11 protein-coding genes are annotated in these 23,577 nt (G+C 41.2%); all 11 read left to right on the forward strand.

The genetic code is table 11. The annotated features are described in order from the left end of the window. The first annotated feature begins 43 nt into the window (after positions 1-43). The 11 genes from HMPREF9009_RS07885 to HMPREF9009_RS07935 all read left to right on the forward strand — a co-directional run bounded on the left by HMPREF9009_RS07885 (position 44) and on the right by HMPREF9009_RS07935 (position 23,480). Positions 44-2,191, forward strand: coding sequence for a ComEC/Rec2 family competence protein (locus HMPREF9009_RS07885; protein ID WP_049701838.1), 2,148 nt, complete (start codon positions 44-46; stop codon positions 2,189-2,191). 46 nt (positions 2,192-2,237) lie between these two features. After that, complete coding sequence (locus HMPREF9009_RS07890; protein WP_049701839.1) at positions 2,238-3,275, forward strand: DHH family phosphoesterase; 1,038 nt, start codon at positions 2,238-2,240, stop codon at positions 3,273-3,275. A 118-nt stretch (positions 3,276-3,393) separates the two neighbouring features. Next, positions 3,394-4,083, forward strand: coding sequence for a DUF4827 domain-containing protein (locus HMPREF9009_RS07895; RefSeq protein ID WP_049701840.1), 690 nt, complete (start codon positions 3,394-3,396; stop codon positions 4,081-4,083). Between the two features lie 37 nt (positions 4,084-4,120). Continuing rightward, positions 4,121-5,509: a phosphoglucosamine mutase gene (gene glmM / locus HMPREF9009_RS07900; protein ID WP_049701841.1), complete on the forward strand. Its 1,389-nt coding sequence runs from the start codon at positions 4,121-4,123 to the stop codon at positions 5,507-5,509. 822 nt (positions 5,510-6,331) lie between these two features. Continuing rightward, positions 6,332-10,291 carry a helix-turn-helix domain-containing protein gene (locus HMPREF9009_RS07905; RefSeq protein ID WP_049702298.1) on the forward strand — a complete coding sequence of 1,320 codons (3,960 nt, stop codon included), beginning with the start codon at positions 6,332-6,334 and terminating at the stop codon, positions 10,289-10,291. 282 nt (positions 10,292-10,573) lie between these two features. Beyond that, positions 10,574-13,711 (forward strand): SusC/RagA family TonB-linked outer membrane protein, encoded by a 3,138-nt coding sequence (locus HMPREF9009_RS07910; RefSeq protein WP_049701842.1) that lies wholly within the window; start codon positions 10,574-10,576, stop codon positions 13,709-13,711. Positions 13,712-13,738: 27 nt separating this feature from the next. Beyond that, positions 13,739-15,364: a RagB/SusD family nutrient uptake outer membrane protein gene (locus HMPREF9009_RS07915; RefSeq protein WP_004305435.1), complete on the forward strand. Its 1,626-nt coding sequence runs from the start codon at positions 13,739-13,741 to the stop codon at positions 15,362-15,364. A 305-nt stretch (positions 15,365-15,669) separates the two neighbouring features. Then, positions 15,670-17,955, forward strand: a complete 2,286-nt coding sequence (locus HMPREF9009_RS07920; RefSeq protein ID WP_049701843.1) for a GH92 family glycosyl hydrolase — start codon at positions 15,670-15,672, stop codon at positions 17,953-17,955. 6 nt (positions 17,956-17,961) lie between these two features. Further along, a complete protein-coding gene (locus HMPREF9009_RS07925) occupies positions 17,962-20,304 on the forward strand; it encodes a GH92 family glycosyl hydrolase (RefSeq protein WP_049701844.1) in 2,343 nt (780 codons plus the stop codon). Between the two features lie 13 nt (positions 20,305-20,317). Beyond that, positions 20,318-21,112 carry a basic secretory family protein gene (locus HMPREF9009_RS07930; RefSeq protein ID WP_008020566.1) on the forward strand — a complete coding sequence of 265 codons (795 nt, stop codon included), beginning with the start codon at positions 20,318-20,320 and terminating at the stop codon, positions 21,110-21,112. A gap of 10 nt (positions 21,113-21,122) precedes the next feature. Then, entirely contained in the window at positions 21,123-23,480 is a 2,358-nt protein-coding gene (locus HMPREF9009_RS07935; protein ID WP_049701845.1) for a GH92 family glycosyl hydrolase, read from the forward strand. Positions 23,481-23,577: the final 97 nt, after the last annotated feature.

A 23,577-nucleotide genomic window follows, 5' to 3' on the forward strand; every position in this document is an offset into this window, starting at 1 on the left:
TCGGGAAAGAAGTGGCTGAAGAATCTGTGAAATAACTGCGACATTGTTTCTTTATAACCTCCATCGATATCCATTTATACGCCTGCTTATCCCCTGGATAGCAGGCATTTTTTGTGGAGATCATTTTTTTGACCGTTCATGGGCCCCCCTTTGTGGTATTCTCTTCTTTGGCTTTTTTGCTGCATTGTCTTTTGCTCTTTATTTTCTGAAGCGCTATTCGCTGCGATGGTGTTTTGGGATAGCTATCTCCGCTCTTTGTTTTACGGGAGGATGGCTTGGGATGACTGGACAATTGCAACAGGCTGTCTGCTCTTTTCCGAAAGAAGAAACTGTGTACCGGGTTTTGATAACGGATGCGCCTCAACCTAAAGAACATACTTACCTCTGTCAGGCATTATTAAAAGAACGTCGTGATACTGCGGGCATATATCCGATAGGACATACTGCGGTTCTTTATCTACAGCAAGATTCGTCTGCCTCCCGTTTGAAGAGTGGAGATGAACTGCTGATTTCTGCCCGCATTTCTCCTCCTCTCAACAATCGAAACTTTGATGAATTTGATTATGCCCGCTTCCTGATGCGGAAAGGTATTAGCGGAACAGGATATGTTGTATCCGGGAAATGGACTTTGTTATCCTCAAACAAACCACCATTATCTTCAGACGAACTACCCGGCTCTTTGCAACAGGGTGGGATGAGTAGACTTTATCTCAACAGTATAGCTAGTTATTATAGAGGAAAAATGCTCTCGTTCTATCGGGAACTCGGATTCGCTGACGATGAATTGGCTGTGCTTTCAGCACTAACCATAGGTGATAAGACGGAATTAAGTGATTCGGTTCGTGAAAGTTATTCTGTGGCCGGTGTGAGTCATATTCTTGCTTTATCCGGTTTGCATATCGGACTTTTATATACAATGCTTTTTTTCATTCTGAAACCTATTGCCCGAAGAGGAAATATAGGTAGATGTGTGCGTTCTGTTTTTCTTCTTGTCTTATTGTGGACCTTTGCTTTTTTTACAGGGCTTTCTCCGTCGGTAGTACGTTCGGTCAGTATGTTTTCGATTTTAGCTATGGCGGATATGGTTGGTCGTGAACCTTTATCTTTAAATACATTGGCGGTAGCTGCGTGGTTGATGTTATTCTGCAATCCTGCATGGCTGTTCGATGTTGGTTTTCAGCTCTCTTTCCTTGCTGTTGCTTCTATCTTGCTTATCCAAAAGCCGATCTACCATTTGATTACCGTGAAAAGTAGAATAGGAAAGTCTGTTTGGGGACTCATGAGCGTGTCTATTGCCGCACAAATAGGAACAGCTCCGCTTGTTCTGTTTTATTTCTCTCGATTCTCCGTGCATTTTCTATTGACGAATTTAGTTGTTATTCCTTTGATTACGATTATCTTATATGCTGCTGTCGTAATGCTTCTTCTGACTCCTTTCTCCTGGCTTCAGATAGGAGTGGCCGGAGGTGTTAAGAAGCTGTTGGAAGGACTTAATTTCTTTGTCCGATGGGTAGAACGGCTTCCTTACGCTTCTATAGATGGAATTTGGCTTTATCAGTCAGAAGTGCTAGGTATCTATATTGTCATCGCTCTGCTAACCTATTATTTCATGAATCGCCGATACCGGAATCTGCAAATCTGTCTTTTTTCTATCTTGTTGATGGGGACTTATCATGCAACGCTGTATTGGCTGGATCGTCCTCAAACGAGTTTAGTCTTTTACAATGTGCGTGGTTGTCCGGCAGTACATTGCATAAAAAGTGACGGGCAATCCTGGATAAACTATATGGATACTCTCTCCAATGAAAAACGTCTGAAACACATGACAGCTAACTATTGGAAGCGTCATCACCTTCTTCCTCCCCAAGAAATAACGGCTGATTGCCGGCACGCTGAACTTAACCGTCAACAGCAGATTATATCCTATCATGGTTGTCGTGTATGTGTCATAAACGATAACCGTTGGCGAAACAAATCTACCGTTTCTCCGTTATATATTCAGTATCTTTACTTATGCAAAGGATATGACGGTCATCTGGAAGAACTCGCCCAAGTCTTTTCTTTCTCTTACGTCATATTGGACGCGTCCCTCTCGGAATACCGCAAACACCTACTTGAAAGCGAATGCAAGAAATCCGGTCTGCGATTTATCTCTTTGTCCGACGAAGGTTCTGTCCGCTTTTTGCTCTAAGTACAAAGATTTATCGTACATTTGCACCTTGATAAAGTTTAAGAGTATGTTGACGAAAGTAATTGAACAAGCCAAAATAGACCATTTTACCAAATGGTTTGAACGAGCTGACAAAATAGTAATTGTATCCCATGTTTCTCCTGACGGCGACGCTATTGGTTCATCATTGGGATTATATCATTTCCTGGATTCACAGGAAAAAACAGTAAACGTAATTGTGCCGAATGCCTTTCCCGATTTCTTGCGATGGATGCCGGGCAGCAAGGATATTCTTTTGTATGACCGTTACAAAGATTTTGCCGATAAGTTGATAGCCGAAGCTGACGTAATCTGTTGTCTCGACTTCAATGCACTGAAGCGTATTGACGATATGGCAGACGCTGTGGCTGCATCTCCTGCGCGTAAAATCATGATCGATCATCACCTGTATCCCGAAGATTTCTGTAAGATTGTAATGTCCTATCCTAAGATTTCTTCTACTTCCGAATTGATATTCCGGCTGATTTGTCGTATGGGATATTTCAGTGATATCTCGAAGGAAGGTGCAGAATGTATCTACACAGGCATGATGACAGATACAGGAGGATTCACTTATAATTCGAATAACCGGGAAATTTATTTTATCATTAGCGAACTACTTTCCAAAGGAATCGATAAGGATGATATTTACCGTAAGGTGTACAATACCTATTCGGAGAGCCGTTTGCGTTTGATGGGCTATGTATTGTCGAACATGACTGTTTATCCGGATTGTAACTCGGCATTAATCACATTGACAAAAGCCGAGCAAAGTAAGTTCAACTATATAAAAGGTGATAGCGAAGGCTTCGTAAACATTCCCCTTTCCATCAAGAATGTTTGTTTCTCCTGCTTCTTGCGGGAAGATACAGAGAAGCCGATGATTAAAATCTCCCTTCGTTCGGTAGGAACCTTTCCATGTAATCAGTTAGCCGCTGAATTTTTCAACGGTGGCGGACATTTGAACGCTTCGGGCGGTGAGTTTTTCGGAACGATGGAAGAGGCAAAAGCGGTCTTTGAGAAAGCGCTTGAGAAGTATAAACCTTTGCTAACAGCGAAAAGCTAAAGATGGAAGGTTAAAAGTGAATATGGAAAGGTTAAAAGATACGAACTTTCAACTTCCCCCTTTCAACTTTTAATGATTTTGAGATACATTTGTGCGGAATATAGCTAAATAACAGATAATGAAGAAACTTGTATTTTTATTTCTCTCTTTGTTAACCGCCGGAAGTCTGTTCCAGGCATGCGACAATTCGAAGACTTATGCAGAAATGCTGGAAGACGAGAAAAATGCGGTGAATAAGTTCATCAAAGATAATGATATTCGTGTTATTTCACTGGAAGAGTTCGAACGAGACACTGTTACGGCTTCAAAAGAAGCTGGGGATGGATATGACGAATATGTTGCTTTTTCCAATGGCGTATATATGCAGATCGTAGATCGTGGCGGGAAAGATGAAGATAAAAGTGAATTTGAGAATGCGGTAGACACTTTTGCTAATAATAATGTCATTTGTACTCGTTATGTAGAAAAGGATATGATGACAGGAGAGGTTACTTGTTTCAATGTACCTTTAGAAGAATGGATGGATGTTCCTGATTATTATAAGTTTCCATTAACATTCCGTTATGTACAAAACGCGTCTACTGTTTATGGAATCGTTTTATCCGGTAGTTTGGAATATGATTTATTATGGGTTAATCAAGGTTATGGAACTGCAATTCCATCCGGATGGTTGATTGCCTTACCTTATTTGCGTAATAATGCCCATGTACGCCTGATTGTACCTTCTAAGATGGGGCATACAACTGCACAACAATATGTCAATCCTTATTTCTATGATATCTGGAAGTTTGAAAAAGCAAAAAGCTAAAGCACTAACATTAGATAAATCTTTTAGTTAAAAACCTATGACTCTAATCAAATCTATCTCTGGAATCCGCGGAACCATCGGCGGAGGAGCGGGAGAAGGACTGAACCCGCTTGACATTGTAAAATTCACCTCGGCTTATGCTACTTTAATTCGTAAGACCTGCAAAGCGAAGAGCAACAAGATTGTTGTGGGACGCGATGCCCGCATCTCGGGTGAAATGGTAAAAAACGTAGTAGTCGGCACATTAATGGGAATGGGCTGGGATGTAGTAGATATTGATCTTGCTTCTACTCCGACCACAGAACTTGCTGTAACTATGGAAGGCGCTTGTGGTGGCATCATCCTGACAGCTTCTCATAACCCGAAACAGTGGAACGCACTGAAGTTACTGAATGAACATGGCGAATTTCTGAATGCAGCTGAAGGCAACGAAGTGCTTCGTATTGCTGAAGCAGAAGAATTTGACTATGCCGACGTAGATCACTTGGGTTCTTACCGCAAAGACCTGACTTATAATCAGAAACATATCGACAGTGTATTGGCTCTCGACTTGGTGGATGTAGAAGCTATCAAGAAAGCCAATTTCCGTGTAGCTATTGACTGTGTAAACTCGGTAGGCGGTATCATTCTTCCCGAACTTCTTGAACGTTTAGGTGTGAAACATATAGAAAAACTCTATTGTGAACCTACCGGAAACTTCCAGCACAACCCCGAACCGCTTGAAAAGAACCTCGGTGACATCATGAACTTAATGAAAGGTGGAAAAGCCGATGTAGCTTTCGTTGTAGACCCCGATGTTGACCGTCTGGCAATGATCTGCGAGAATGGCGTAATGTACGGTGAAGAATATACGCTGGTTACTGTTGCCGACTATGTACTGAAACATACCCCCGGTAACACTGTTTCTAATTTAAGCTCTACCCGTGCTTTGCGTGATGTAACTCGCAAGTATGGAATGGAATACAGCGCTTCTGCCGTAGGCGAAGTAAATGTTGTAACGAAGATGAAAGCAACCAATGCCGTTATCGGCGGTGAGGGAAATGGTGGAGTAATTTATCCTGCCAGTCACTACGGACGTGATGCATTGGTAGGCATCGCATTATTCCTTAGCCATCTGGCTCACGAAGGAAAGAAGGTTAGCGAGCTCCGTGCTACTTATCCTCCTTACTTCATTGCTAAAAACCGTGTAGACCTGACTCCGGAAATCGATGTAGATGCTATCCTTGCCAAAGTGAAGGAAATCTATAAGAACGAAGAAATCAACGATATCGATGGTGTGAAAATTGACTTTGCTGACAAATGGGTGCATTTGCGCAAGAGTAATACAGAACCGATCATCCGTGTGTATAGTGAAGCTTCTACTATGGAAGCTGCCGAGGAAATCGGTCAGAAGATAATGGATGTGATTAATGAATTAGCAAAATAATATTCTGCAAAATAGGATTTTATTTATAACATTTGAGTCTCGTATATCATAAAGATAACTGAATAAGTTGTCTCACATGATATACGAGACTTTTTTATTAGGATGATATCCACTGAATGATGATAGTTACTCTTCTCCTTGAGTATTAACAATAAAGTTTCTTTTGATTAAGTCCAAACTTCCTTTCGTCTAATAGTAAACTTCTCTTTTGTTATTTACAAACTTAAAATGAAAGCTTCATTTTTATAAATGCAAGCTTTGTTTTTAAAAACGGAACCTTTGTTTTTATAAATGAAGATTGCATTTATAGATTGGAAGGGATGAAAAGCAACTTTACTGTTAATAAAAAGAAAGTTTGGACTTAATCAAGAGCAACTTTTCTATTAATAGATTACATGAGAAGTAAGCAGTGTTGAGAGAGAAGTAATCAACGAAGCTTACTTTACTGCGTCGTTAGCATAGATACACTACAAGAATATCAATTGGTATACAAAACTTTATAGGTCTTATATCAATGATAAACACATGGCTTAAATATACATATTGATAAACGTGCGATATGAAAATAAAACTGATTGCATTATTATTTATAATGATGAGATCATTGAAAAATGGAAGAGGCAGACTCTTAGATTGTGTGAACTTAGTAGTGAAGTAATTGTTGAAAAATAGAGGTACTTGATAAAATAGAGTTGCATTTTCCGTATAAAAACGTATCTTTGTGTAAAGAGAATCAAAGACATCGATTATTAATGGCTATTTTTTTTCGCACTGCGAAACAAAACATATAAGCGATTGCCTGATATTTAATAGATGATATTAATGATTAACACAATGAAAATGCGCTTGATTTTTCCTTTTGTTCTATTGATTTATTCATTGATCTGTCAGGCAGATGGCGGTAAAGATTCATATATCTTCCGGAAAGTAGATTATCAGCAAGGATTATCTAATAGCGCTGTGCTTTGTCTTTTTCAAGACAATACAGGGTTGATGTGGTTCGGTACTTACGATGGCGTCAATTGTTATGACGGCAGAAGCATGGAAGTTTTCCGTTCCGATTTTTCAGCTCCCAAGGCTTTGAGTAACAACGTAATCCATTCTATTCAGCAGGCGGATAATAATTGTTTGTGGATTTCTACTCATTTGGGGATTAATCGTCTTTCACAGGATTCACGGCAAGTTGTCGGATATTATGACTTTACAGATGATTATTATCTACATTCCAATTCTAAAGGAAACACATGGGTGGTGAGTCATGGTGGAATTTTCTACTATAATACATCTTATAAACGATTTGTACAGATTAAGAATCTGAAAGTACCCGTAGAGGATATGGATAAACGGGCGTTCGTCACGGATGATGGTGTTTTGTGGATTTTCACTCAACAAACAGGGGAGCTGTTACAGGTTTCGCAGGATGCTTTTGATTGTGACACATTATCAATTCATTCAACTGTTTCATCTACTAATTTTCATGCGAAACCTATTGAAGATGTCTTTTATCAGAATGGTGTTCTTTGTTTTATCGATAGTGAGCATGATCTTTATGTTTATGATATTTCCCGACAATCTAAAATTTATATTCGTAACCTTTCTTCATTAGTGCAGAAGAATGGAACTATTGCAGGAATAGCCCTTTTCTATGAAGATATTATTATTGGTTTTCGAACGAATGGGTTAGTCCGTCTCCGTACTTCACAAAAATATAAAGAAGAAGTGGTCGACCGGAATGTACGTATATATAGTATTTATCGAGATCCTCATCAGAATGTCCTATGGGTTGCTTCAGACGGACAAGGAACGATTATGTATGCTAAGAAATATTCTATTGCCACCAATTTGATGCTCAATCAACTGTCATCTAACTTAAGCAGGCAGGTACGTTCTGTTATGACAGACAATAGTGGTGGGCTATGGTTCGGGACGAAGGGTGATGGACTGTTGCATATACCGGATTATCGTGAGAATGAAGAGGCTTCTACCGTTACAGTTTACTCTCCTGAAGGTAAGCAAAATGTTGTGTCTTATATACGATGGAATAAAGAATTTCCTGTTTATAAATTGGTTCAAAGCCGTTATATGGATGGCTTTTGGATAGGATCTGGAGATCCGGGACTATTTTACTATTCTTTTGAAGACAAAGCTTTGCATTCTGTGGAGAATCTGCCGGCACAACCCACCGAGATACATGGCATTTATGAGGAAAATGATAGTGTACTTTATGTGGTGACAGCCGGTTCCGGTTTTCATAAATTAATACTTGAGAAGCAGGCAGGTACCATTCGTTTCAAGTCGCAGAAAAGTTATCATTTTTTTCACGGTCAGCGAGAAATTACGATGTTCTATCCAATGTTGCCCGAAGGGGATTCTATTTTGTGGCTTGGCAGTCGGGAGAAAGGACTCGTACGGTTTGATAAGCGGACTGAAGAATATAAAGTGATTTCTTTGAAAGAAATACTTCATAAGTCGGTAGACGATGTGCTCAGCCTGTATCGGACCAAAGAAGGGTTGTTATATGTAGGGACAACATCAGGGTTGGTATGTCTGAATTCTAATGGAAAACAGATGAAAGCTACCTATATCGGACGGGAGCAAGGTTTGCTCAATGATATGATTCATGGTGTACTTGAAGATGAGAACGGACTCTTATGGCTTGGTACGAATCGGGGGCTGATTAAATATAATCCGATAAATGGCTCATCACATGCCTACTTTTACAGTGCAGGTGTTCAAATCGGTGAGTTTAGTGATGATGCTTATTACATGTGTCCATATACACAGGAGCTTTTTTTTGGTGGGATTGACGGGTTGCTTTATCTGGATAAAGAGGTGCAGGCTGCTCCGGAATTTTATCCGGATATTTTGTTACGTAAGTTGACTGTTGGACATACGCAAGTGGTTCAGGGGGATGGAGATTACTATACAGACGATGGTAAGGCATTACAGTTGAAGGGGACGGAGGTTTCATTTGCACTTTCTTTTGTTGTTCCGGATTTTTTATCAGGAGAAGATATAGAATATTCTTACCAGTTGGAAGGATATGATAAGGATTGGACCTCTTTTAGTAGTATTAATGAAGCCTTATATACAGGAGTGCCGGCAGGTGATTATATCTTTAAGGTACGCTATAAGAGGGATGTATTTGATACGGAATATCGGCATTTTTCTATTCCGGTATATATCCTTTCTCCCTGGTATCGATCAGTGGCGGCTTATTTGGTTTATTTGATCATTTTCTTGTTGCTGTTAGGGTACGTGATATATTTACTACGTAAAAACTACCTTCAGGAACGGATGATGAAAACACTGATGGGGACAGAAAGTTGCCGGAAATCCGAGACTGTATATACAAACCGTAGGATGCTTGAAGATTTTACTCTTATTTATAATTATTGTGACCAATTGCGTGCAGAGAATCTTTCTTATGAGCAATGTCTTGAGAAAGTGTCACTGATACGCGAAACTGTGATGAACGCACTTCTTAATCCTGACGCTCTGTTTTTGGAAGAACTTAAACAATTCTTTCCGGATCGGTTTATTGTTTCTGCACGTATGAGTATACAGGGAGTTTCTCAAGAGGTGTTGCGTACGTTGGAAGAACAAGGGATTGATCATTCTTCTATATCGTCAATGATTCCGGAACACTTAACATTTCCAGTTTACAAGAATGCATTATATAGTATTCTTTATTGCTGTTATCTCCGGATTACTGAAATGAAAGGTACTCATGGCGTAATAGTAGAAATGTCAGAACAGGATGGTAAGATGCAGCTACATTTTTCTTCTAAAGATGCTACTGCGAAAGCGTTGTATGAATATCTTTCAGATAAAGCTTCTTCGGTGACGGAGAAAGATTCCGATCATGTGTTTGCTGTGCATTTACTTTTAGGTTTTGTACGGTCGGCTTTGGAACGTATTCATGCCGTTCTTCGTTATGATAATGATGAGAGTGGTAGTCGGTTGACGATTATCTTTGAACCGGCGGTCTTGACAGTGGCAGGTGAACAAGGGAAGAAAACTGTGCTTTTGTTGGAAGACAGAGATGAAATGACTTGGTTGATTAGTAATTTCCTGGCTGATGAATATGTGGTTCATCAAGTAAAGAGTGTGCAGCTTGCTTTTGACGAAATTCGTCGGTCGGCTCCGGCTCTATTATTAGTGGATATGACAATGTATGCCAATGCTGAAAGTACTTTTATGGAGTATGTTAGCCGGAATCGTACTCTGCTTTCAAAGACAGCTTTTATTCCATTGTTAACCTGGAAAGTTGGTTCGGCCATTCAGCGGGAACTGATCTTGTGGTCTGATTCTTATATTGTACTTCCTTATGATATATTATTCTTGCGGGAAGTTGTCCATAATGCTATTTATGGAAAGCGGGAAGCGAAGCAGATATATATGGAGGAACTGGGAGATTTGGCGGGACAGATTGTCTGTACAACTACCGAACAAGCTGATTTTATTCGTAAATTGTTAAAGGTGATTGAAGAAAACCTGGACAAGGAAGAACTGGGCTCAACGTTGATCGCTGATCGTATGGCAATGAGTTCCCGTCAGTTCTATCGTAAATTCAAGGAAATTTCCAATACTGCTCCCGGTGATTTAATAAAGAGTTACCGTATGGAAAAGGCAGCCCGTCTGTTACTTGATGAAGAACTTTCTATTCAAGATGTTATTATGGAGGTCGGTATTTCCAGCCGGTCTTATTTTTATAAAGAGTTTACCCGTCGGTTCGGGATGACACCGAAAGATTATCGGGAACAGCGAAAGGTATGCTGATTGTCAGGCTAAATTCTTTCGTATAGGTGATTAGTTGGGAAACATTATTATTTATTTGTTTGTCACAACCTTGTGCTCTAAATCCCTTTTGTTGATTTTATTATGTTGATTATTAGTACGTTAATCTGTGCTCTAATTTACCATTCTGTGCTTTAAATATGTGTCTTTATTTTGCCGTTTTTTTGGCAAGGTAGAGCATTGGACTTTTATTCGAATAGCCTTTATTTGCAACAATCTTTTTAAAGGGAATTAACCTTATTACTAATCAAATTTAAAGGAATTATGAATGAAAAACTAAAGTATCTTACCTTATTTGTAATAGGTATGATGTTGAGTTTGGGCATGAATGCTCAATCTGTAAAATCAATCTCCGGTACGGTAACCGATGATCAGGGAGAGGCGGTTATCAGTGGTACGGTGAAAGTTAAAAACGGTAGTACAGGAACAATCACTGACATTAACGGTAAATACACTCTCTCTGTTCCTTCCAATGCCACCTTGGTGTTTTCGTATATTGGTTATATCACACAAGAATTTAAAGTCTCGGAATTAAAGAGTAATGTTCTGAACGTAGTTCTGCAATCGGATACGAAAGCACTGGACGAAGTAGTCGTTGTAGGTTATGGTACCATGCGCAAATCAGACTTGACGGGTTCCATTTCCACAGCCAAAGGTAAAGACATGCTGAAAGCACAATCATTCAATGCGCTTGACGGATTGAAGGGTAAAGTGGCCGGTGTGAATATCTTCTCTAATACCGGTCAGCCGGGTGGAGAATCACGTGTCATCATTCGTGGTATTTCTACTATCAACGCATCGGCATCACCGCTGTACGTAGTCGATGGAGTGGTGATGTCAAACTTCGAATTGCTTAATCCGAATGATATCGAATCTATCGAAGTATTGAAAGATGCTTCCTCTGCTGCCATCTATGGTGCCCGTGGTGCGAATGGTGTTATCATGGTGACTACCAAGCGCGGTAATGCAGGAAAAGGAGTCCATGTTTCCTATGATGGTTCATTGTCTATCGGTAAGATGGCTAGAAAAATAGATGTAATGGATGCTAACGAATGGATGTCTACCTTCAAGCAGGGATTGGAAAATGCCAACGAATTTCAAGGCAAGAACTTCACAACTGATCTGTCACAGATATTCACAGACGAACGTTTGTTCAATGCAGACGGTTCTCCGAAATATAATACCAACTGGCAGGATGAAGCATCCCGCACTGCCATCTCTCATAACCATCAGATCAGTATCCAACGTACAGGAGAAGGATCTTCTATCGGAGCATTCATCAATTATACCGATCAACAGGGTATTTTGTTGAATTCTTACTTCAAACGTATCAATGCAAAATTGGCGTATGATGACAAACCGACTGATTGGTTGTCTACTTCCGTTAATTTATTAGTAAATCATACTTGGGGTAATAGAACTTCTGATAACCCTTACGGACAAGGCGCATTGCGTACAATGATCGAACAGTTGCCTTTCTTACCGGTTAAGCTGGATGGTGAATATACGCAGACGAACATTATTAATACAAGCTCTATTCTCAATAATCAGACTGATCCTAATAGCGGAAAACAAGGATTCAGCCCGGAAGGTGTAGGTAATCCCGTTGAGTTGCTCGAACGGATGCAGGCTATGCAATATCGTACGCAGATTTTTGGTAATGCTGCTTTGACTTTCCATCTCATGAAAGGATTGGATTTGAAGACCCAGTTCGGTATCGACTACCACAATAATCGTGATGCTAACTATACGCCGTTCACTCCGCGTCCGATGATTAATCAAAGTTCCGAGGGAGCAGCTTCTGCAAATAACTCCAACTCTTTGTATTGGCAGGAAGAAACCTATTTGACTTATGTGAAAGATATAAACAAACATCACATTAATGCAATGGCGGGTATGTCTTGGCAAGAGTATAATTATACCAAATTCGAAGCTTCCGACAGTAAGTATATTGATGACTTCTACGGATATTATAATTTAGGTTCCGGAACGAATCGTCCTTCTGTTGGCAGTGATTACGACAAGTGGGCAATGAATTCTTATTTCTTGCGTCTAGCGTATTCTTATGACAACAAGTATATGGCTACCGTAACCGGTCGTTATGATGGCTCTTCCAAATTCGGACAGAACAATAAATATGCATTTTTTCCGTCAGTAGGTTTGGGCTGGATGATTTCTAATGAAGACTTCTTGAAAGACAACTCATTGATTAGCAAACTAAAATTGCATACTTCTTACGGTGTGACAGGTAACTCGGAAATCGGTACTTATAAGTCATTGGCCACGGTAAGCCAGTCAAATACGATTATTGGTGATGCTTTGCACGTTGTGTCTTATCTGGATAATATGCCTAATCCTGACTTGAAATGGGAAAAGACTGGACAGTGGGACTTAGGATTCGAGTTGGGTTTATTCAATAACAGACTGAATTTCGATATTTCCTATTATTATAAATATACTTCAGATTTGTTGCTCGACCGTCCGGTTCCTGAATCAACAGGCTACTCTTCCATTATGGATAATATTGGAGCCGTTTCCAATCGTGGTTTAGATATTCTGGTTACAGCATATCCTATTCAGACACATGATTTCCAGTGGACTTCCACTCTTAATTTAGGTTTCAACAAAAACCGTGTAGAGAAGTTGGATGAAAGTGCATCTGTTGATCCTGTCACCGGTAAGCGTCAGATTACGACCGACGGTTTTGTGGGTTACGATATGTTGATCCGTGAAGGTGAAGAGCTTTCTTCTTTCTATGGTTATAAGCGCGCCGGTATCTACGATGGTATTCCGTCTAACTGGGATCCGGAGACAATGAACATACCTTCCACTATCGGTGAAAAGGTAACTTATAAGAAACGCGAAATTATTGGTAACGGATTGCCTGACTGGATGGGCTCATTTATCAATACCTTCAATTATAAAGGTTTCGATTTGACTTTAGACTTCCAGTTTACATGGGGGGTAGACGTGATGCAAGAATATTATCACTCTACTGTAGCCCGTTTCCTGACTAACGGTATAGACCGTCTTTATAAGGAAGCATGGCATCCAACTCTCAATCCGTCGGGTAAAGAACAGGCAATTCGTCTGAATAACTTTGGTCAGGGAGCTAATAACCAGGCAGATGATGACTGGGTTTGCAATGGTTCTTATTTGCGTTGTAACATGATTCAGCTCGGATATACCTTCAATCCAACACTGATTAAGAAGATCGGTCTGTCTTCATTGCGTTTGTATGCGAATGTGAATAACGCGTTCCTGATTACTTCTAAGGACTATAACGGATACGATCCGGATAACTCATCTCGTTTAGGTGACAACAAATGGGGGGCTAACCGCCAATTCTTCACCTATCCGCGTCCGAGAACGTTTACGTTCGGTCTTAATGTAGCATTTTAATTCACCGTTATAAAAACTATAAGAATTATGAAACTATTAAAAGTATATATATCTGCATTTTGTATGTGTTCACTTTCTGTGTTGTTGAATTCATGCGACGATTTCCTGAAAGAAGAACCATTGGATATGAAGTCATCTGACCAATTCTGGAAGACGAAAGCTGATGCGGAGTCAGGTGTGAACGCATTGTATTTTGGTGGTGTACCTTATTTACACAACACTGATGTAGGCGGTGGCTGGACTCCTAAAGCGACAATGTGGGGTGGTATTGTGTCCGGATTGTACGTTGATAAGCGTAAGGATAGAACATTTACTACGGCATCCGAAGGGTGTAACTTCAATATTGAATCTTTTGATGATATTGCAATGAAATACTGGCATGAGTTTTATAAAGGTATTTCACGTGCCAACTTTGTTATTGCCAATATTCCGACAATGACCGGGGTGCTGGATGAAGCTACTATTAATAATTATGTGGCTCAAGGTAAATTCTTCCGTGCATACGGATATTTTTGGCTGGTCAAAGAATTTGGTGGTGTTCCTTATATTTCAGAACCTTACACATCTACAGAAGGTATGTACAAAGAACGTCTTTCTGCTGAAGAGGTTTATAAGAAAATTGAAGCCGACTTGCTGGATATTGTCAACGGGGATGCATTGCCGAATAAAACGTTCTATGAAAATGGCTGTTATGTTACTAGGGCAATGGCGCAGACTTTGCTGGCACAAGTTTATTTACAATGGGCTGGTGCACCGTTAAACGGGGGGGCAGACTATTATGGAAAAGCTGCACAGATGGCATTAAAAGTGATTAATGATAGTCCTCACGGACTTATTCATCCGAATGGAACGACTGATGATTTGAACTCTGCGTATAATGTGATTAAGACAACGAAAGAATCTGCTGAAATCATTTATGCTAAAGAATATAATTATAGTGATTATAGTGTAGGTAACTCTTATGCTTGTCGTTCTATTGGTACAGATGCTTTTCAGTGGGGAGTGTTCCATCCGGGAGGAGACGTGCTGTATAATGCATACCTTCCCTGTGATATGTTGCTTAACAGCTATGCCTCTAATGATATTCGAGGACATGAGAAACAGTTCTTCTTTAAGCAATATACCGATGCTGAAGGAAATACTCATACTTTGAATAATGCAGGCAACTGGGCATGGTTTGATGAAAATGCTTTGATTAGCGGCCACGACGGTGATTATAATATGCCGGTATTCCGTTTTGCGGAAGTCTTGCTGATTGCGGCCGAAGGTCTGGCACGTACAAATCATGAAGATAATGCTGTCGGTGGAGCTAAATATTATCTCAATCAAGTGCGTAAACGTGCTGGATTGGCAGATGAGACGGCTACAGGAAACGATTTAATACAATCGATTTTGACTGAACGTTTGCATGAGTTACCGTTGGAATTTAAGATTTGGGATGACATTCGTCGTACTCGTTTGTATCCGGAAGCATCTACCGAATCAGGAAAATTGAAATGGACTGCTCTTGCATCGGCTCAAATTCAAAACAAGCCCGATGGAAGCACAAGAGCCGGTGCCATTCCTGAATATGCTTTGTTATGGCCTATCCCGTTAGATGAAATTCAGGCTAATCCTGCGTTGGAAGGACATCAGAACCCAGGGTGGAATTAATTAGGTAATAATAAATATTTGTTTCTGATAGAATTGGAGAGAGGGTAAAGGTAAATTATCCTCTCTCTATTGCTTAAACAGTTAGTCCTCCGGTTGTACTCTCGTGGTATGCACATAAATATTACATCCTGATTCTCACTTATTTAACTTGTACTCTCGTTGACGCTCGTATCCTTTGGTTGACCATATGCTATTTTTTTCTTATTTTGGCGTATCAGAGGACTGATAATTGCAGAAAGATGCTTTAATTTGTAACGTAAATAAAAAAGACTTGATAATTTAATTAATAGCTTAATTCGTAGACCATGAATAAAAAGAAACTACTATCTATCGCAATAGCCCTGCTATTGGGAGCTTCCTCTACCTTTGCGCAAAAGCAACCGGTAGACTATGTGAATCCTTTAATGGGAACTGATTCGAAAATATCACTATCTAATGGGAATACATATCCTGCCATCGCGTTGCCTTGGGGAATGAACTTCTGGATGCCACAAACCGGAAAGATGGGTGACGGTTGGGCTTACACTTATGCATCCGACAAAATCAGAGGTTTCAAGCAAACCCATCAGCCTAGTCCGTGGATCAATGACTACGGTCAGTTCTCAATCATGCCGATGACTAAACAGTTGAAGATCGATCAGGACAGTCGTGCTTCCTGGTTCTCTCATAAGGCAGAGAAAGCCACTCCTTATTATTATAGTGTTTATTTGTCAGAGTATGACATGACAACTGAAATAGCTCCGACGGAACGTTGCGCATATTTCCGTTTCACTTTCCCTGAAACCTCCGATGCCTATGTGGTGGTAGATGCTTTCGACCGCGGTTCGTATGTGAAGGTGATTCCCGAAGAAAATAAAATAGTTGGTTATACGACACGCAATAGTGGCGGTGTTCCTCAAAACTTTAAAAATTACTTTGTGATAGAGTTCGACAAGCCTTTTACTTTCAATAAAGTATGGGCAGACTATCATTTGGTTGAAACACATCTCGAACTACAATCCAATCACGTGGGTGCTGCTATCGGATTTTCGACGAAAAAAGGAGAACAAGTGCATGCAAAAGTGGCATCCTCATTCATCAGCCCCGAACAGGCGGAACTGAACTTGAAGGAAATTGGTAATAAGACTTTTGAACAGACAAAAGAGGCCGGTCGTAAGGCATGGAACAATGTCTTGGGGCGTATCAAGGTTGAAGACAGCGATGAGAACCGTATGCGTACGTTCTACTCTTGCTTGTATCGTTCGGTGTTGTTTCCCCGTATGTTTTACGAGGTAAACGGTAAGGGAGAAACTGTGCATTACAGCCCCTATAATGGTGAAATCCGTTCGGGATATATGTTTACCGACACTGGATTCTGGGATACTTTCCGTTGCTTGTTTCCATTTGTTAATTTGATATATCCTTCAATGGGTGAGAAGATGCAGGAAGGCCTGTTGAATACCTATCTTGAAAGTGGATTCTTTCCAGAATGGGCAAGCCCGGGCCATCGTGGTTGTATGGTTGGGAACAATTCAGCTTCTGTAGTGGCGGATGCCTTCATGAAGAATGTAACCAAAGCGGATGCAGAAAAAATGTACGAAGGCCTACTGAAAGGGGCCAATAGCGTACATCCGAAAGTTTCTACTACCGGACGCCGTGGATATGAATATTATAACAAACTGGGCTATGTGCCATACGATGTGAAAATTAATGAGAATGCGGCACGCACATTGGAATATGCATACGATGACTGGTGCATTTACCGTATGGGTGAAAAATTAGGCCGTCCGGCAGAAGAACTGGATGTTTATAAGAAAAGGAGTCAGAACTACCGTAATCTGTTCGATCCGGAAACTAAGTTGATGCGGGGAAAGAATTCTGACGGAACTTTCCAGACTCCTTTCAACCCTTTTAAATGGGGAGATGCCTTTACGGAAGGAAATAGTTGGCATTATACATGGTCGGTATTCCACGATGTACAAGGACTGGTTGATCTGATGGGCGGCAAGAAGATGTTTGTCAGTATGCTTGATTCTGTGTTCAATCTTCCTCCTGTATTTGATGATAGCTATTATGGAGGAGTGATTCACGAGATTCGTGAAATGGAAATTGCTAACATGGGTAACTATGCACATGGCAACCAACCTATCCAGCACATGATCTACTTGTATAACTATGCCGGCGAACCGTGGAAAGCCCAATATTGGTTGCGTGAGACGATGAACCGCCTCTATCTTCCTACTCCGGACGGTTATTGTGGAGATGAAGATAATGGACAGACTTCGGCTTGGTATGTATTTACTGCATTGGGTTTCTATCCGGTATGTCCGGGCAGCAATGAATATGTAATGGGAGCTCCTTACTTCAAGAAAGCAACGATTACACTGGAGAACGGCAAGAAACTGGAAATCTCCGCCCCGAAGAATAACGATGATAATCGTTATATTCGTTCATTGAATTATAATGGCAAGAATTATACAAAGAATTATCTGAACCATTTCGATCTGTTGAAAGGCGGTCGTCTGGTGTTTGATATGGATAACAAACCGAATAAGGGAAGAGGTATCAACGAATCAGACTTCCCGTATTCATTCTCTCGTGACGCAAAGTAAGCTGATATGAATAATTTGAGAAAGAAAGTATTGATGATGACTATGGCGGCAGCAACTTTGTCCGCCATAGCCCAACAGCCGGTAGACTATGTGAATCCGATTATCGGGACCAATGGGATGGGGCACACTTTTCCCGGTGCTTGCACTCCTTTCGGATGGGTACAGTTGAGTCCGGACACAGACACAATTCCGCATAATGTAAATGGAGCTTATCAGAAAAATGCCTACGAGTATTGTGCCGGTTACCAATATAGGGACAAGACCATTGTTGGCTTCAGTCACACTCATCTTAGTGGTACGGGACATTCTGACTTGGGAGACATCTTGTTGATGCCTGCTGTTGGCGATGTGAAGTTAAATCCCGGTCGGGCGGATTATCCGGAAGAGGGATACCGTTCACGTTTTGACCATGCTACAGAAAAAGCTGTTCCCGGATATTATGAAGTGATACTGGACGATTATGGCATTAAGGCCCAACTGACAGCAACACAACGGACGGGTATACATAAATATACCTTCCCGAAAGGAAAAGATGGTCATTTGATTTTGGATCTGGTGCATGGTATTTATAATTATGACGGCAAAGTTCTATGGGCCAATTTGAGAGTCGAAAACGATACTCTGTTGACCGGATATCGTATCACCAATGGATGGGCGCGTACGAATTATACCTATTTTGCTATCTCTTTGTCACAGCCGATTAAAGACTACGGATATAAGGATAAGGAAAAAGTATTGTACAATGGCTTTTGGCGTCGTTTTAAGTTGGAAAAGAACTTCCCCGAAATCACAGGTCGAAAAATCGTGGCTTACTTTAACTTCGATACCGCTAACAATTCGGAACTGGTTGTAAAAGTGGCATTGTCGGCAGTCAGTACGGAAGGGGCCATTAAGAATCTGCATGCCGAGGCTTCCGGAAAGAGTTTCGAACAGTTGGCGGAAGCTGCTCGTACAGATTGGAATAGTGAACTGAAGCATTTCGAGATCGAAGGTACGCCCGATCAGAAAGCAATGTTCTATACTTCTCTTTACCACACCATGATTAATCCGTCTGTGTATATGGATGTAGACGGTTCCTATCGTGGGCTGGATCATAACATACACCGGGCGGAAGGATTCACCAACTATACTATATTTTCCCTTTGGGATACCTATCGTGCGGAACATCCTTTCCTGAATCTGGTGAAACCGGGACGCAATGCGGATATGGTGGAATCCATGATTAAACATGAGCAACAAAGCGTGCACGGAATGTTGCCGATATGGAGTCTGATGGGAAATGAAAACTGGTGTATGAGCGGTTATCATGCTGTGTCTGTACTGGCGGATGCAATAACCAAAGGCGTCTTTTCGAATGTGGATGAGGCATTGGCGGCAATGGTCAGTACATCCACCGTTCCGTATTATGAAGGTATAGCTGATTATATGAAGCTGGGATATATTCCGCTTGACAAAAGTGGTACAGCAGCTTCTTCTACTTTGGAGTATGCATACGACGATTGGACTATCTATCAGACAGCTTTGAAGGCAGGTAACAAGGAAATAGCGGAGACTTACCGAAAGCGTGCCCTCAATTATCGTACTATCTATGATACAAGTATTGGTTTTGCACGTCCCCGTTATAGTGACGGTTCTTTCAAGAAAGAGTTTGATGTATTGCAAACCTATGGTGAAGGTTTTATTGAAGGCAATTCATGGAATTTCTCTTTTCATGTGCCACACGATGTATTTGGCATGATCGACTTGATGGGAGGAGAAGGGACGTTCGTGCAGAAATTGGATGAACTGTTCTCCATGCATCTGCCGGAGAAGTACTATGAGCATAATGAGGATATTACTGAAGAATGTTTGGTCGGCGGATATGTGCATGGTAATGAACCGAGCCACCATGTTCCTTATCTATATGCGTGGACTTCCCAGCCGTGGAAATCACAGTACTGGCTGCGTGAGATTCTGAATAAGATGTATAAGAATGATATTAACGGATTGGGTGGAAATGATGATTGCGGACAGATGTCAGCATGGTACCTTTTCTCCGTGATGGGCTTCTATCCGGTTTGTCCTGGTACAGACCAGTATGTATTGGGAGCGCCCTACCTGCCTTATCTGAAGATGACGCTTCCTAATGGAAAGACATTGGAGATCAAAGCGCCGGGTGTCAGCGACAAGAAACGTTACGTGCAGTCGCTGAAATTGAACGGTAAGGTATACGACAAGATGTACATTACACATGAAGACATTTTGAAAGGAGGCGTGCTTGAATTCAAGATGGGGGCGTCACCTAACAAACGTCGCGGATTATCACCGGAGGATAAACCTTATTCATTAACTAACGGAATCAACGAATAATCAATAAAGGAGTATGAAAAAGATACATTTAATCTATGCAGCCTGCCTGCTGGTAGGTATGGGGGCTTGTGCTGCAAGTGTGCAAAAACAGGTGAAGGATAATTCTGATGTATGGAAAGAGTACAATACAGGTGCTGTATTGTTTGAGGATAAAGCACCGGAAACGCTGGGATCGGACATTTACCACCGGATCATTCCCGATGCTGAATCGTATATCAAGGAACAGGCACGTACTGTATTAGCTACTCTTTACAATTCTCCGGAAGATAGTATTCCCGCAGTGCACAAGATACATTATACTTTGGAAGATATCAACGGTATTTCTGCTAAAGGCGGTGGCAATGGTGATGTGACGATTTTCTACAGTACACGTCATATTGAAAAATCTTTTGCAGCGAATGATACGGCAAAGTTGTTTTTCGAAACGCGCGGGGTGCTCTTGCATGAACTGACGCACGCATATCAGCTGGAACCGCAGGGAATTGGTTCTTATGGAACCAATCGTGTGTTCTGGGCATTTATCGAGGGAATGGCAGATGCTGTGCGGGTTGCCAATGGAGGATTTGACGGACCGAATGCCCGTCCGAAAGGTGGAAATTATATGGACGGATACCGTACGGCGGGTTATTTCTTCGTGTGGTTACGTGACAACAAAGATCCTGAATTCCTGCGTAAGTTTAACCGGAGTACATTGGAGGTTATCCCTTGGTCGTTTGATGGAGCTATCAAGCATGTTTTAGGAGACGAATATAATATTGATGAACTGTGGCATGAATATCAAGTTGCGGTAGGTGATATACAAGCATAATAATGTAAATATGGTGAGTGTAATGGGTAAAAGAGGATTGTTTTTAGTATGGCTGTGCCTGGTGAGTATTTTGCCAGGCATGGCTCAAACCGAGAAACTGATTGATTATGTGAATCCATTTGTGGGAACAGATGGTTATGGTAATGTGTATCCGGGTGCGCAGATTCCTTTCGGAGGAATTCAGATGAGTCCGGACACGGATAGTAAATACTATGATGCGGCTTCCGGTTATAAATATAATCATTCCACCTTGTTGGGGTTCAGTCTGACTCATTTAAGCGGGACTGGTATACCTGATTTGGGAGACTTCTTGTTTATTCCCGGAACAGGAGAGATGAAACTGGATCCGGGGACACGTGAGGAGCCGGAAAAGGGATACCGTTCACGTTATTCTCATGAAAAGGAATGGGCATCACCTAATTATTATGCGGTAGAACTGTCAGATTATGGAGTAAAGGCTGAAATGACGTCAGGAGTACGTAGTGGTATGTTTCGCTTCACCTATCCTCAATCGGATAAAGCTTTTATAATGATCGATATGAACCATACTTTATGGCAATCTTGTGAATGGGCGAATCTGCGCATGGAAAATGATTCTACCATCACCGGATATAAACTGGTAAAAGGCTGGGGACCGGAACGGCATATTTATTTCACGGCTACTTTCTCTAAAAAGTTGACCGGCTTGCGCTTTATGCAGAATAAGAAACCGGTGATTTACAATACCTCCCGGTTTCGTAGCAGCTATGAAGCTTGGGGAAAGAATCTGATGGCTTGCATCTCTTTTGATACAAAAGCCGGAGAGGAAGTGATTGTAAAAACTGCTATTTCATCGGTCAGCACAAACGGGGCAAAGAACAATATGGCGGAACTTGCCGGACTCGCTTTCGATGATCTGAAAGCTAAAGGAGAAGCACTATGGGAAAAAGAACTTGGAAAATATACCCTTACTGCCGACCGTAAAACGAAAAGAACCTTCTATACGTCGGCTTATCATGCGGCTTTGCATCCGTTCATCTTTCAGGATGCAGACGGACAATTTCGCGGATTAGATAAAAATATAGAGAAAGCCGAAGGATTTACCAACTATACGGTATTCTCTCTTTGGGATACCTACCGGGCTTTGCATCCCTGGTTTAATCTGGTGCAGCAGGAAGTGAATGCCGATATAGCCAATTCCATGCTGGCTCATTATGATAAAAGTGTGGAGAAAATGCTTCCTATCTGGTCGTTTTATGGAAATGAGACTTGGTGTATGATTGGTTATCATGCAGTTTCCGTATTGGCTGACATGATTGTGAAGGGAGTGAAAGGATTCGATTACGAACGTGCGTATGAGGCTATGAAGACCACGGCGATGAATCCGAATTATGACTGTTTGCCGGAATATCGTATGATGGGATATGTGCCTTTCGATAAAGAGGCGGAATCAGTATCTAAAACATTGGAATATGCGTATGATGATTATTGCATGGCACAGGCTGCCAAGGCTTTGGGTAAAGAGGATGATTATCGTTATTTCTTGAATCGTGCACTCTCTTATCAGACTTTGATTGATCCGGAAACGAAGTATATGCGTGGCAAGGACAGTCAGGGAAACTGGCGTACACCGTTTACTCCGGTAGCTTATCAGGGACCCGGATCTGTAAATGGATGGGGGGATATTACGGAAGGCTTTACTGTACAATATACCTGGTACGTACCACAAGATGTACAAGGATATATGAACGAAGCTGGCGAAGATTGGTTCCGCAACCGGTTGGATGAACTGTTCACAGTAGAGCTGCCGGATGACATTCCGGGAGCACATGATATTCAAGGCCGTATCGGAGCCTATTGGCATGGAAATGAACCTTGCCATCATGTAGCGTATCTTTATAATTACTTGAAAGAACCTTGGAAATGTCAGAAGTGGGTACGGACGATTGCTGAACGTTTCTATGGCGATACTCCGGATGCATTAAGTGGCAATGACGATTGCGGACAGATGTCGGCTTGGTATATGTTCAATTGCATTGGCTTTTACCCGGTGGCTCCTTCAAGCAATATGTATAACATCGGTTCTCCTTGCGTTGAGGCAATAACAGTTCGGATGAGCAACGGAAAAGTGATTGAAATGGTAGCAGATAATTGGTCGCCGAAGAATGTGTATGTAAAGGAATTGTATGTGAATGGCAAGAAGTATGACAAATCTTATTTGAAATATGAGGATATACGTGATGGCGTGAAACTACGTTTTGTCATGAGCAGTAAACCGAACTATAAGCGTGCGGTATCGGATGAAGCGGTAGCTCCTTCTTTGTCGTTGCCTGGAAAGACAATGAAATATCAGGTAAATTTGATGAAAACGGGTATATCAAACCAGTGAAAATAACTTTTGAAGGAGTATTACCCAGTCCGTTTGATAGTACGAAGTGATGTTTTTATTACATTTGCCATTGTAAAACGATTATTAATTAAATATC

The sequence above is a fragment of the Bacteroides sp. 3_1_13 genome, assembly GCF_001185845.1.
Classification (GTDB): domain Bacteria; phylum Bacteroidota; class Bacteroidia; order Bacteroidales; family Bacteroidaceae; genus Bacteroides; species Bacteroides xylanisolvens.